The 12,466-nt window shown below is 72.6% G+C and carries 15 protein-coding genes; 8 read left to right on the top strand and 7 right to left on the bottom strand.

Annotated elements, in window-relative coordinates; translation table 11 throughout:
- Window positions 1-11: 11 nt before the first annotated feature.
- Window positions 12-725, bottom strand: a complete 714-nt coding sequence (locus AC07FT_RS29530) for a hypothetical protein (protein ID WP_479178996.1) — start codon at window positions 723-725, stop codon at window positions 12-14.
- Window positions 726-939: 214 nt separating this feature from the next.
- Between AC07FT_RS29530 and AC07FT_RS29535 the strand changes: the two genes are divergently transcribed.
- From AC07FT_RS29535 to amaP, 5 genes are read left to right on the top strand one after another with little or no spacing between them, the layout of a single operon-like run.
- Window positions 940-1,440, top strand: coding sequence for an Asp23/Gls24 family envelope stress response protein (locus tag AC07FT_RS29535; RefSeq protein WP_254751956.1), 501 nt, complete (start codon window positions 940-942; stop codon window positions 1,438-1,440).
- A 41-nt stretch (window positions 1,441-1,481) separates the two neighbouring features.
- Window positions 1,482-1,673, top strand: coding sequence for a hypothetical protein (locus AC07FT_RS29540; RefSeq protein ID WP_176183659.1), 192 nt, complete (start codon window positions 1,482-1,484; stop codon window positions 1,671-1,673).
- Window positions 1,674-1,682: 9 nt separating this feature from the next.
- Window positions 1,683-2,012, top strand: coding sequence for an Asp23/Gls24 family envelope stress response protein (locus AC07FT_RS29545; protein WP_471202196.1), 330 nt, complete (start codon window positions 1,683-1,685; stop codon window positions 2,010-2,012).
- Window positions 2,009-2,632, top strand: coding sequence for a DUF6286 domain-containing protein (locus AC07FT_RS29550; RefSeq protein WP_479178998.1), 624 nt, complete (start codon window positions 2,009-2,011; stop codon window positions 2,630-2,632). Before AC07FT_RS29545 ends, AC07FT_RS29550 begins: the two co-directional genes overlap by 4 nt.
- Window positions 2,633-2,638: 6 nt before the next feature.
- Complete coding sequence (gene amaP, locus AC07FT_RS29555; protein WP_479179011.1) at window positions 2,639-3,196, top strand: alkaline shock response membrane anchor protein AmaP; 558 nt, start codon at window positions 2,639-2,641, stop codon at window positions 3,194-3,196.
- Window positions 3,197-3,490: 294 nt separating this feature from the next.
- Here amaP and AC07FT_RS29560 read toward each other — a convergent pair whose 3' ends face one another.
- From AC07FT_RS29560 to AC07FT_RS29580, 5 genes are all read right to left on the bottom strand, one after another.
- Window positions 3,491-4,246, bottom strand: a complete 756-nt coding sequence (locus AC07FT_RS29560) for an SDR family oxidoreductase (protein WP_479178999.1) — start codon at window positions 4,244-4,246, stop codon at window positions 3,491-3,493.
- A 4-nt stretch (window positions 4,247-4,250) separates the two neighbouring features.
- A complete protein-coding gene (locus tag AC07FT_RS29565) occupies window positions 4,251-6,056 on the bottom strand; it encodes a glycoside hydrolase family 15 protein (RefSeq protein ID WP_479179000.1) in 1,806 nt (601 codons plus the stop codon).
- A gap of 28 nt (window positions 6,057-6,084) precedes the next feature.
- Complete coding sequence (locus AC07FT_RS29570) at window positions 6,085-6,888, bottom strand: SURF1 family cytochrome oxidase biogenesis protein (RefSeq protein ID WP_471202186.1); 804 nt, start codon at window positions 6,886-6,888, stop codon at window positions 6,085-6,087.
- 121 nt (window positions 6,889-7,009) lie between these two features.
- Window positions 7,010-7,243 (bottom strand): hypothetical protein, encoded by a 234-nt coding sequence (locus tag AC07FT_RS29575; protein WP_362435395.1) that lies wholly within the window; start codon window positions 7,241-7,243, stop codon window positions 7,010-7,012.
- Between the two features lie 64 nt (window positions 7,244-7,307).
- Window positions 7,308-8,303 carry a DEDDh family exonuclease gene (locus AC07FT_RS29580; protein ID WP_479179002.1) on the bottom strand — a complete coding sequence of 332 codons (996 nt, stop codon included), beginning with the start codon at window positions 8,301-8,303 and terminating at the stop codon, window positions 7,308-7,310.
- A 181-nt stretch (window positions 8,304-8,484) separates the two neighbouring features.
- On the opposite strand from AC07FT_RS29580, the gene AC07FT_RS29585 reads away from it, so the two are divergent.
- Window positions 8,485-9,417, top strand: a complete 933-nt coding sequence (locus AC07FT_RS29585) for a sterol desaturase family protein (RefSeq protein ID WP_479179003.1) — start codon at window positions 8,485-8,487, stop codon at window positions 9,415-9,417.
- Between the two features lie 39 nt (window positions 9,418-9,456).
- Here AC07FT_RS29585 and AC07FT_RS29590 read toward each other — a convergent pair whose 3' ends face one another.
- Window positions 9,457-10,998: a S8 family peptidase gene (locus AC07FT_RS29590; RefSeq protein ID WP_479179004.1), complete on the bottom strand. Its 1,542-nt coding sequence runs from the start codon at window positions 10,996-10,998 to the stop codon at window positions 9,457-9,459.
- Between the two features lie 582 nt (window positions 10,999-11,580).
- Between AC07FT_RS29590 and AC07FT_RS29595 the strand changes: the two genes are divergently transcribed.
- The gene (locus tag AC07FT_RS29595; protein ID WP_479179005.1) at window positions 11,581-11,937 is read left to right on the top strand and encodes a DUF485 domain-containing protein; all 357 of its coding nucleotides are present in this window, start codon (window positions 11,581-11,583) and stop codon (window positions 11,935-11,937) included.
- A partial coding sequence (locus AC07FT_RS29600; protein ID WP_479179006.1) for a solute symporter family protein occupies window positions 11,934-12,466 on the top strand: 533 nt, incomplete at its 3' end. The genes AC07FT_RS29595 and AC07FT_RS29600, both read left to right, overlap by 4 nt.

A 12,466-nucleotide genomic window follows, 5' to 3' on the forward strand; every position in this document is an offset into this window, starting at 1 on the left:
CAGGACAGGGCCTAGGCGATCACGTCCACCGCGCTGATCAGCACGGCCACCGTCACCGGTCGCGGAACCGCCTCCGTCACCGCCGTCCGTACCCGCCGGGCCACGTCCAGCGCATGGTGATCGGCCGCCACCGCCAGCTCCAGCCGCAGATGCGCCCCGTCGGCGTGCACCCCGCGCGAGGATCCCAGCACCGGCGCCAGCCGTGTCACCCCGGGCACCGCCCGCGCGGCCGCGGCGGCCGCCGCCTCACGGCTGCCGGTCGCCTCCGGTGTCACCGACGGCCGTGCGCCCGGTTCCTCGGGCGCTGACAGCGGCGGCGGGGGCCCGTCCAGCACCTGGGTGACCCGCAGGTCCACCGCGTCGACCGTCAGGCCGAGCCGCTCCGTGACCGCCCCGAGCAGGGCGTTCCGCAGCCGGTCCGCCGTCACCGGCAGCGGTTCGTCCACGGTCGCCCCGCACTCCGCGCCGATCCGCAGCGGAACCGGCGGCAGGGCGCTCGGCGGCGCCGGTACGGCGGACGACCCCACCGCGTCCGGGTCGGCCGGGCCGATCCGCAGTCCGTCCAGCCGGACCCCGGGCACCTCGGCGGCGGCCCGCCGCAGCACCCCCTCCGCGGCCTGCTCGGTCAGCCACGTACCGTCCTCCGGTCCGCCCAGGGGCAGCAGCCGCCCGAGCCGGAGCTGTTGCCGAACCGCGTGTGCGAGCTGGCCCGTGACCACCGCCATCACTCCTCACGGCCTGTGTGACGCCCTGTGTGCCACTGCGTTCAGCCTGCCGCAGATCCGGTGTGCGCGGATACTTTCCGGCGGCTGTTCGCGCGAGTGCCGCATCTCCGGCGCGGTTCGGGGAAAGCGCCTTTACTGTGGCAGTAGAGGCGCGAGCCGGGCCGCGGCACGGCTCCCGCCCCGGAACTCTTCTCCTCGGAAGGGATGACCGGTGATGTCCGAGACCGCACCACGGAACCGACCCGAGAACCCCGCCACCGAGCCCTCCGCCGCCACGCCCAGGACGCCGGGCGGCAGTGCCGTCCCCACCCGGCGCGGCGGGGGCGATCCGGGCTCCCGCGGGCGTACCACCATCGCCGACGGCGTCGTGGAGAAGATCGCCGGAATGGCGGCCCGCGATGTGGTCGGGGTCCATGACATGGGCGGCGGTTTCGCACGGACCTTCGGGGTCGTACGGGACCGGGTGCCCGGAGGCGGAAGGTCGGTCACCCGCGGGGTGAAGGCCGAGGTGGGCGAGGTGCAGACCGCCCTCGACCTGGAGATCGTGGTGGATTACGGCGTCTCGATCGCCGATGTCGCCCGTGCCGTGCGGGAGAACGTGATCTCCGCGGTCGAGCGGATGACGGGACTCGAGGTGGTCGAGGTCAACATCGCGGTCAGCGATGTGAAGTTGCCGGACGAAGTAGAGGAATCGACGGAGCCCAGGCTCCAGTAGGCCGGTGACGGCTCCGGTCGGCTCCAGTAGGGGAGCACACGATGAGCATGGCCGTGGTCGGGATGATCGCGGGGATGGCGCTGGCCTTCGCCGGGTACTTCGGCGGATTCGGAGCCTTTCTGCTGGTGGCCGCACTCGGGTTCGTGGGATTCGTCGCGGGCCGGTTCCTGGACGGGGACCTGGAGCCGGGCGAGTTCTTCCGTTCCCGCGGCCGCGGCGAACGGCACCGGTGAGGCGGCGTCGTGGTCGAACCCGGGGAGCGCGGCGCGACACGGATCGCGGACCGCGTGGTCGCGAAGATCGCCTCGCAGGCGGCGCGGGAGGCACTGGAGTGCCCCGACGTCCGTCCGCCGCACGCGGTCGTCGCGGTGCATGAGCGGGTCGCGCGGGTACGGGTCGCCGTCGAGCTGGGCTATCCGTCGGACCTGGGCGCCCAGTGCGGCGCGGTGCGCCGCCAGGTCAGGAAACGGCTCGGCACATTGGCGGGTATGGAGGTGCCCGAGGTGGCGGTGACGGTGGAGCGGCTGCGTTCGCCCCTGCTGGACCGCGCGGAGCGGGGGAGGGTGCGATGAACGCGGAGCGTGAGGTGCGGCAGTCCGCATCGATGGCGGCATACGAACCGGAGTCCGGCGGCGGGAACGGCGGTGAGCACGGGCGCCCCGGACGGTTCTGGTCCGCGCGCCGGGTCCCGGCCGCCCTGGTCGCGCTGGCCGTCGTCGCCGCGGCCGGGCTGCTGCTGTACGACGTGGCGGCGGTGCGTGCGGGCCGGACGGCCATGCAGTGGCGGGGCTGGCTCGCCGACCAGCTCGCCACCCGGACCCTCGACGACGGCTGGGTCGTGGGCGTGGCCGTCGCCCTGGTCGTACTGGGCGTGGGGATGGTGGTGCTGGCGGTGACACCGGGGCTGCGCGGGCTGCTGCCGATGCGGGAGACCGAAGGCATCCGGGCCGGGATCGACCGCGGCGCCGCCGGTCTGGTGCTGCGCGACCGGGCGATGGAGGTGTCCGGGGTGCGCTCGGTACGCGTCTCGGTCGGCCGCCACCGCGTCCGGGCCCGCGCCCAGGCCCACTTCCGCGACCTGGACGAGGTACGCGCGGATCTGGTCACGGTGCTCGGCGAGGGCATCCGGCAGCTGGGCCTCGCCCGCCACCCGGGGCTGACCGTACGGGTCCGGCGACCGGCGAAGGGGTGACCGGTGATGCTGCGGATCGTCAACCGGGTGCTGCTGGCGTCGGTCGGGGTGGTCCTGCTGGCCGTGGGCGTACTGGCGCTGACCGGATGGCCGCCGTCCGACGGACGGGGCGATGTGGTGCTGAGCCGGGAGGAGCGCACCCACTGGCGTGACGCCTCGTGGTGGTGGCCCCTGGTCATCGGGGTGCTCGCCCTGGTGGTGCTGCTCGCGGTGTGGTGGGTGCTGGCCCAGCTCCGCCGCCGCAGACTGGCCGAAGTGCTGGTGGAGACCGGCGACGGCGAAGGCGCCCTGCTGCGCGGCCGGGCGCTGGAAGCGGCGCTGACGGCCGAGGCGGAGGCGCTGGAGGGCGTCGAACGCGCCGATGTCCTCCTCCGCGGCAGGCGCCGCACCACCCCGGAGGCCCGCGTCGACCTGGTCCTGGAACCACGGGCGGAGCCGGTGGTGACGCTGGACCGACTGCGGACCGAAGCCCTGGAGCACGCGCGCGCCTCGGCCGGCCTGGATCGCCTCCCGGCCGAAGTCCGCCTGCGCGGCACCCGCCACCGGGCGGAGCGGGCGCTGTAGCCGCGCGGCTCGGCGGGATGGGACCGCTGCCCGGCTGTGGGCTCGTGGCATCGGGTGGAGCGGGAGGCCCGCGCCCGGCGCCCCGGAGTTGGAGCCGGTGGAGCGCCTCCCGCCCGCAGGCGCGCGGGCCCGCCGTCCGGAGGCTGGGCCGCTGAGCGGTTGCGGGCCGGAGCCCCTGTAGCACGTGCGCGGGTCGGCCGGGTTGGAGCGTCTCCCGGCCGAGGCCCTGCCTGTGCGGCACCCGCCACCGGCGGGGCCGGGTTCCGTCCCGGCTGCCCGCCGGGCCGGCGGCGTTCAGATGCCCTGGAGGGCGCCGCCGTCCACCGGGATCATCACGCCGTTGACGTAGGACGCCGCGGGGGAGAGCAGGAACGCGGCCGTCCTGCCGAACTCCTCGGGGGTTCCGTACCGCCGCAGCGGGATCGCTGCGGCGTTCCGCTCGCGCGCCGCGTCCGCGTCGCCCGAGAGACCGTCCAGCTCCCGCACCCGGTCGGTGTCGATCCGGCCGGGGAGCAGGCCGACGACCCGGATGCCCAGCGGTCCGACCTCCAGCGAGAGCGATTTGGCGAACCCGGCCAGCCCCGGCCGCAGCCCGTTGGAGACGGTCAGGCCGGGGATCGGCTGCCGTACCGACCCCGACAGCACGAAGCCGATCACCCCGCCCGGGGAGAGCTCCGGGACGGCAGTGCGCGCCAGCCGGACGGCGCCGAGGAAGACCGACTCGAAGGCGGTCTGCCACTGGGCGTCGGTGATGTCGGCGGTCGGCCCGGCCGGCGGGCCGCCCACGCTGATCAGCACTCCGTCGAAGCGGCCGAAGCGCTCGCGGGCGGTGGCGATGAGCCGCTCGGCGGAGCCGGGGTCGGCGTTGTCGGCGCTCACCCCGACGGCCCCGGGCCCCAGCTCGGCGGCGATGGCGGACGCGGTGTCCGCGTCACGTCCGGTGAGGACCACCCTGGCGCCGTCGGCGATCAGCTCACGGGCGGTGGCCAGGCCCAGCCCGCGGGTGGCTCCGGTGACGAGGTACACCCGGTCTTTGAGTCCAAGATCCATGGGGTCAGTCTGCCGTGGTGTCCGCGGCGAGGGTAAGGGCCGTGTCGACCAGGCCGATATGGCTGAACGCCTGGGGGAAGTTGCCCAGCAGCGTGCCGGAGGCCGGGTCGTACTCCTCGGCCAGCAGCCCGACGTCGTTGCGCAGGTCGAGCAGCCGCTCGAAGAGGGCGCGGGCATCCTTGCGGCGGCCGGCGAGCTGGAGCGCGTCGGCGAGCCAGAACGAACAGGCGAGGAAGGCGCCCTCGCGGCCGGGCAGCCCGTCGACGTTCCCGTCCCCGTCGCCCCCGGCATCCCCGTCGGCGGTGTAGCGGCGGATCAGACCGTCCTCGGACAGCTCCCGGCGGACCGCGTCGATGGTGCCGAGGACCCGGGGGTCGGTGGCGGGCAGGAAGCCCACCCGGGGGATGAGCAGCGTGGCCGCGTCCAGCTCGGCGGAGCCGTAGGACTGGGTGAAGGTCGAGCGCGCGGGGTCGTAGCCCTGCTCGCAGACCTCGCGGTGGACCGCGTCCCGCATCGCCCGCCAGCGGTCGGCGTCCCCGCTCAGCTCGGGATGGGCCTCGACGGCACGCACCGCACGGTCGGCCGCGACCCAGGCCATCACCTTGGAGTGGACGAAGTGGCGGCGCGGTCCGCGCACCTCCCACAGCCCCTCGTCGGGGTCCCGCCAGGCGGACTCCAGGAAGTCCATCAGCGCGCTCTGCATCCGCCAGGCGTGCGGTTCGGAGGGCAGTCCGGAGACCCGCGCCAGATGCAGGGTGTCCAGGACCTCGCCGTAGACGTCGAGCTGGCGCTGCGCCACCGCGCCGTTGCCCACCCGGACCGGGGCGGAGTGCCCGAACCCCTCCAGCCAGTCGAGCTCGTGCTCATGTATGCGCCGCTCGCCCCCGAGCCCGTACATGATCTGGAGCTCGGCGGGGTCGCCCGCGACCGCCCGCAGCAGCCAGTCCCGCCAGGCGACGGCCTCGTCGCGGTATCCGGCGGACAGCAGCGCGTTCAGGGTGAGGGTGGAGTCCCGCAGCCAGCAGTAGCGGTAGTCCCAGTTGCGCACCCCGCCCAGGTGCTCCGGCAGCGAGGTGGTGGGGGCGGCGACGATCCCGCCGGTGGGCGCGTAGGTGAGCGCCTTGAGTGTGACCAGGGAGCGCATCACCGCGTCCCGGTACGGCCCCCGGTAGGTGCACCGGGCGGCCCAGGTACGCCAGTCCTCGAGGCTGGAGCGCAGTGCGTCGTGCGGGTCGATGAGCCGTGGCCGCGGCTCGTGGGAAGGGTGCCAGGTGAGGACGAAGGCCACCTTCTCCCCGGCCGAGACGGTGAACTCCGAGCGGGTGCTGAAGTCCTTGCCGTAGGTGTGCACCTCCGGCTCCGAGCGCAGCCAGACCGAGTCGGGTCCGGCGACGGCGATCCGGTGGCCGTCATCACGGCGCATCCAGGGGATCACATGGCCGTAGTCGAAGCGCAGCCGGAGCACGCCCCGCATCTCGACACTGCCGGAGACGCCCTCGACGATGCGGACCACATCGGGCGCCCGGTCGCGCTGCGGCATGAAGTCGATCACCTTGACGGTGCCGGAGGCGGTCTCCCAGACCGTCTCCAGGACGAGCGAGTCCTCGATGTAGCTCCGGCGGGTGCAGTCGCCCGCGTCCCGGGGGGCCAGCCGCCAGTGGCCGTTGTCCTGGTCGCCCAGGAGTGCGGCGAAACAGGCGGCCGAGTCGAAGCGGGGCAGGCAGAGCCAGTCGATCGAGCCGTCGCGGCCGACCAGGGCGGCGGTCTGGTGATCCCCGATGAGGGCGTAGTCGTCGATGCGGTGAGACACACCGGGCATCTTCCCGGGAAGCGGAAAGCTACTCCGCACCCGCGGCGGCCGGGACCTTCTCCTGGGCGGCGGGTGCGCTCTCGGCGGCGCGGTCCTTGCGCTCGCGGCGGACCAGTACGAACCAGCCGACGGGCACCCCGGCCGCGAACAGCCACCACTGGATGGCGTACGCCATGTGCGGGCCGATGCTGCTGTGGTCCGGCGCGGCCACCGGCTCGGGCCGCTTGCCGCCCTTGGGGGAGGACGAGGTCAGCTCGATGTAGCCGCCCAGCACCGGCCGGGACAGCCGCTCGGCCTGCCGCTCGCTGTTGATCAGGCTGACCTGCCGGTCGGGCAGCCCCCGCTTGTCCTTGATCCCGCTGTTGCCGGTGGTCTCGTCGGCCTTGAGCCGGCCGGTGACGGTGACCTCGCCCGAGGGTGCGGCGGGGACCTCGGGGTACCGGGTGAGGTCGGTGCCCGCCGGGATCCAGCCGCGGTTGACCAGGACGGACTTCCCCCCGGGGAGGGTCAGCGGGGTGAGGACGAAGTAGCCGATGGACTGCTCGTCGGAGCCGGTGCGCTGGCGGACCACGACCTCGTGGGCGGTGTCGTAGGTGCCGGTGGCCCGCACGGTGCGCCAGGTGTCGTCGCGGGGGACGTCGCGGCCGGGGGAGGTGAGCTCGGTGACGGGCACCGCGGGGGCCTTCAGGCTGTCCCCGATCAGATGGTTCTGCGCGACCCGGTGCTCATGGCGGTGGAGCTGCCAGAATCCCAGCCGGACCATGGTGGGGATCAGCACGAGCCCTACCAGCGTGAGGATCACCCACTGCCGGGTCAACAGAAAGCGGTACACGCCCTTGACACTACTCGGCGTGGATTGTCCCCCGGCCGGTGGGGGCGCCGGATGACAATCCACGCAGGTGGCCCGGTTCGGACCGCCGCCCGTCCGGATCGCGGTCCGGTGCGGGCGGGCCTCAGACGTGGTCGACGATGCCCACCTTCCCCTCCGCGCGGGCGCAGTGCGCACCGCAGTAGAAGTTGCCGTCCGCCTCGACGCCCTGCCCGATGATCTGGCAGCGGCAGTGCTCGCAGACGGGTGCCATGCGGTGGATGGCGCAGGAGAAGCAGTCGAAGACGTGGACGGCGCCCTGCGCGTGCACCTCGAACGTCATGCCGTAGTCGTTTCCGCAGACCTCACAACGTGCCATGCGCCACAGCGTGCGGCGCGAGCGCGACGGTGGGCGAGCGGCGGGCGGGCGCGTCGCGCCGACTTCACCTGTTTGTCGGCGGTGCGGGAGTGACGTCCTGGAGGAGCTGCATGAAGGCCGCCTCGTCGATGACCGGCGTGCCGAAGGAGCGCGCCTTGACGGTCTTGGAGGTGGGCGACTCCGGATCATTGGTGACCAGCAGGCTGGTGAGCCGGGACACGCTGGTGGCCACGTGCAGTCCGGCGTCCACGGCCCGGTCCTCCAGCAGTTCGCGGTCGACCGAGGTGTCCCCGGAGAACGCCACCCGCATCCCCTGCACCAGCGTGCCGCCCGGTTCGTAGCGCCCCGGGTTGGGGTACGGGCAGGCGGGCCGCTTGCGGCTGGGGCGCCAGCTCGTCGGCCGGTACGAACGCTGGCGGCCGATCCCGCCCGACGGTCCGTCGGACCACTCGGTCAGCGGCTGACAGGCCAGCAGGGGCAGCCGCAGCCCGGCCGCGGCCGCCTTGCGGAGACTCGGCCGGAACGCCTCGGCGAGCACCCGGGCGTCGTCCAGCGCGTGGTGGGCGCGCTCCTGCACCACTCCGTAGTGCGCCGCCAGCGACTCCAGCTTGTGGTTGGGCAGCGGCAGCCCGAGCTCCTTGGAGAGCGCGATGGTGCACAGCCGCTGGCGCACCGGCGCCGCGCTGCCGGCGCGGGCGTACTCACGGGCCAGCATCGACCAGTCGAAGACGGCGTTGTGCGCGACCAGGACCCGGCCGTCCAGCCGCTCGGCGAGCGCCCCGGCGATATCGGGGAAGAGCGGCGCGTCCGCCAGCACCTCCCGCGTCAGCCCGTGGATCCACACCGGACCGGGATCGCGCTGCGGATTGACCAGGGTGTACCAGTGGTCCTCCACCGTGCCCCGGGCGTCGAGCCGGTAGACCGCGGCCGACACGATCCGGTCGTCCCGGGCGAGCCCGGTGGTCTCGACGTCGACGACCGCGTACCCCTGCGGATAACCGGGCGGCCACGACGAGTCCGGAGCGAGCTGCGGTGCGGCTTCCGTGGGGTCTTCGAGCATGGTCCATGAGGATACGGGCCGCTGCCGACACCTCCGACCAACGCCCCGGTACGGCCGGGCCACGTACCCGGGTTGACGGCCCGTCGGGCGGACGGGCGCGGACACCACACCCGGACACACCAGTGTACTAGTTGGTAACTCTCCTCTGGTGCTGGGGTTGCGACGGTCCTATGTTGCGCATATGCCGCATCTGCCCAACGCCGTGCTGTGGTCGATCCCCGCCTTCGTCCTGCTCACCGTCGTGGAGATGGTGGCCTGCCGGCTGCACCCCGACGAGGACGCGGAGGGGTACGCGGCCAAGGACGCCGCGACCAGCGTCACCATGGGACTCGGCAGCCTCTTCTTCGATCTGGTGTGGAAGATCCCGATTGTGGCGGTCTATGCCGCGGCCCATGAACTCACCCCGCTGCGCGTGCCGGTGCTGTGGTGGACGCTGCCGCTGATGCTGCTCGCGCAGGACTTCCTCTACTACTGGCTGCACCGCGGACACCACGTCATCCGCATCCTGTGGGCCTGCCATGTGGTGCACCACTCCAGCCGCAAGTTCAACCTCAGCACCGCGCTGCGGCAGCCGTGGACCTCCTGGACGGGCTGGGTGTTCTACCTCCCGCTCATCGCGCTCGGGGTGCATCCGGCGGCCGTGGCGTTCTGCTCCTCGGCCAGCCTCGTCTACCAGTTCTGGATCCACACCGAGCGGATCGGAACCCTGCCCCGCCCGGTCGAGCTGGTCTTCAACACCCCCTCCCACCACCGGGTCCACCACGCCTCCCAAGGGGGCTACCTGGACCGCAACTTCGCCGGGATCCTCATCGTCTGGGACCGGCTCTTCGGGTCCTTCGCACCGGAGACGGAACGGCCGGTCTACGGGCTGACGAAGAACATCGACACCTACAACCCGCTCCGGGTGGCCACCCACGAGTACGCGGCCATCGCGCGCGACGTCGCCGCGGCCGCGGACTGGCGCGAGCGCGCGGGCCGGGTCTTCCGCGGCCCCGGCTGGACCCCCGGGACCGCCGCCCCCGGGACCGCCGTCCCCGCTGAGCCCGCTCCGGTGGCCGCCCCGCCCGCCGCGGCCGGGCCCGGCCCGGAGCGCACACGGGCCGCCGGGGCTTGAGCGCACCGGCGGCCCGTACGGGGATCCGCGGTCAGTCCGTCACTTCTCGACGGCGTCCAGGGCGTCGGCGATGCCCGCGCCGTAGAAGCCGTTGTACCGCGCGTCGCCCTCGCACACCGCGTCGGCCGTGCCGTCGCCGTCGATGTCGTACGGGTTCGGGCAGGCGGTGTCATCGGCCTGGCGCGCCAGGAGCGACTTCACCGCTTGCGCCGAGGCCTTCGGGTGGGTGCTCTTGATGAGCGCCGCGACCCCCGCGACGTGCGGGGAGGCCATCGAGGTGCCCGCCATGTAGCCGTACTTGCCGCCGGGCAGCGTGTTGTAGATCAGACCGCTGGTGGCCGGGGGCGCGGGCTTCTGGTACGCGGTGCTGTCGCCGCCCGGGGCGGCGATGTCCACGACTCCCAGACCGTAGTTGGAGAACGAGGACTTCAGCCCCTTGGCGCCGGTCGACGCCACGGTGACCACACCCGGCAGCTGGGTCGGGATGTCCAGGCAGACGCTCGGGTCCACCTCGCGGTCACCGGGGGTGGTGTCGTTCGGGCTGGAGGGGTCGGTGATGGAGTCCGCGCTGAGGTCGTAGTTCTCGTTGCCCGCCGCGGCCACGTTGACCACGCCCTTGCGCTCGGCGTAGCGGGTGGCCCGGGTGATGGCGTCGACCAGCGCCTTCTGGTCCGGGTCGGTGGTGCAGTTGAAGTACCACGGGTCGGTGTAATAGCTGTTGTTGGTGACGTCCACGCCGTGCTCGGCGGCCCAGACGAACCCGCAGACCACGGCCTCGGTGTAGAAGAACCCGGCGGTGGTGGACACCTTGATGCCCGAGACCTTCACACCCGGGGCGACACCGGTGACCCCGACGCCGTTCTTCGCCGCGGCGATCTCACCGGCGACATGGGTGCCGTGCGGGCTCTCCTCCGCGCTCGGCCGCCAGGCGCCGTCGGACGTGTCGGGCTTGCCGCCCACACAGTTGACCGAAGCCTTGCGGTCGAAGTTGGGTGCGAGGTCGGGGTGGGTGTCGTCCACTCCGGTGTCGATGACGCCGACGGTCACCTTGGGGCTGCCCAGGCTCTTCTCGTGCGCCTTGTCCGCCTTGATGGCCGGGAGGTCCCACTGGAGCGGCTCCAGCGGGTCCTGACCCGCCGTGGCCTTGGCCGCCGCGGCCTTCTCCTCCTGCTTGCTCAGCACCTGCGGGGTGCCCACGTCGGTGGTGGACTGCGCGGTCAGCGGCGCGGTGCGGGTGGCACCGGCCGAGGTGACCCCGCGGACCGTGCGGATGGTCTTGGCGAAGTCCGGGTTGGCGGAGTGGACGACGATCACGCCGATGCGGTCGTACGAGACCACCACGGTGCCACCGGCGCGGGCGATGGCCTTGTGGACGCGTCCCGCGTCCTTGTGCCCCGTACGGGTGTTGACGACGTAGCTCATCGACGGGCCGTCAGCGGCGGCCGGAGCCGCGGCGGGGGCGTTGCCGTCCCGCCCGAGGGCGTTGGCGGTGGCCGGGAGGAAGGCCAGCGCGGTGGTGAGGGCCATCGCGGCGGGTATCGCGGCGGTGCGCAGCGGCAGGGAGGAGCGGCGCGACGTCATGGGTACTCCGGTTCTCTGTGAGTGGACGTGACGGGAGGGACGGGCGGACCGGGCCGGGTCGTCAGCATTTCCGGACCGGTGTCGCGGGCGCGCGTTCAGCGCGCCACCCGGGGGACGCGGTGGTGCCGGGTCCGGGCCGCGGCCCGGTGCCCCGGGCGCGTCGCCTCGGTGCCCCGGTGCGCCGCGAGGCCGGGGACGAGGCCGTGGAGGGAGGTGGTGCGGATGCGGTGGTGCGACGGCGACGGGCGCTGTCCGGCCCGCCGCCCGGGTCTGGGAGGAGCCGATCTCAGATGAGCCATGGGGTCTCCACATCATCCGTACGGACCGCCCCGGCGCGGATGATGCGCTGGGCGGGTACATGACGAAGGAAGCTATCGCTGATCAAGCCCGGCCATCAATGCATTCCGGAAGAAAACCCGCCACAGTACCCGGAGCCGATGGCTCCGGGGGCATCTTCTACGGCTTTCAATCAATCTTCTCCGTCTTTCAATCAACCGGACCCTGTCGGATGGCCCGGGCGCGGCCTACCATGCGTGATCTGGATCACCTATGCCGCCGTACCCGTCCCCACCAGGAGTGACCGTGGATACCGCACCGGCCAGCGATCGTCCCGGCGATCAACTGCGACAAGATCACCCGTCCTATGCCGAGGTGCAGGCGAGTGCGGAGTTCGGCGAACTGCGCGGTGCCCACCGCTCGTTCGCGTTTCCGCTGACCGTCGCGTTCGTCACCTGGTACCTGCTGTACGTGCTGTTGTCGAACTATGCCGATGGCTTCATGTCGACCAAGGTCGTGGGCAACATCAATGTGGCGCTGGTCTTCGGGCTGGCCCAGTTCCTGACCACGTTCCTGATCGCCTGGTGGTACTCCCGGCACGCCGCGGCGAAGCTGGATCCGCGGGCGGAGGCCATCAAGGCCCGGATGGAGGGTGAGGTATGAGCACCGCGGGTCACCTGCTGGCCGCCGGGAGCACCTCGGACAACCGGCCTCTGATCATCACGTTGTTCACCGTGTTCGTCCTGGCCACGCTGGCCATCACGGTGTGGGCGGGCCGTCAGACCAAGGACGCCAACGACTTCTACGCCGGCGGGCGCCAGTTCTCCGGTTTCCAGAACGGTCTGGCGATCTCCGGGGACTACATGTCCGCCGCGTCCTTCCTGGGTATCGCCGGAGCCATCGCGCTGGCCGGTTACGACGGTTTCCTGTACTCCATCGGCTTCCTCGTCGCCTGGCTGGTCGCGCTGCTGCTGGTCGCCGAACCCCTGCGCAACTCCGGCCGCTACACCATGGGTGATGTCCTGGCCTACCGCATGCGCCAGCGCCCGGTGCGGACCGCCGCGGGTGTCTCCACGATCGTGGTGTCGATCTTCTATCTGCTGGCGCAGATGGCCGGTGCGGGGGTGCTGGTCTCGCTGCTGCTGGGGATCACCAGCGAGGCCGGGAAGATCCTCATCGTGGTGCTGGTCGG

This window comes from Streptomyces sp. NPDC045899 (assembly GCF_056431485.1).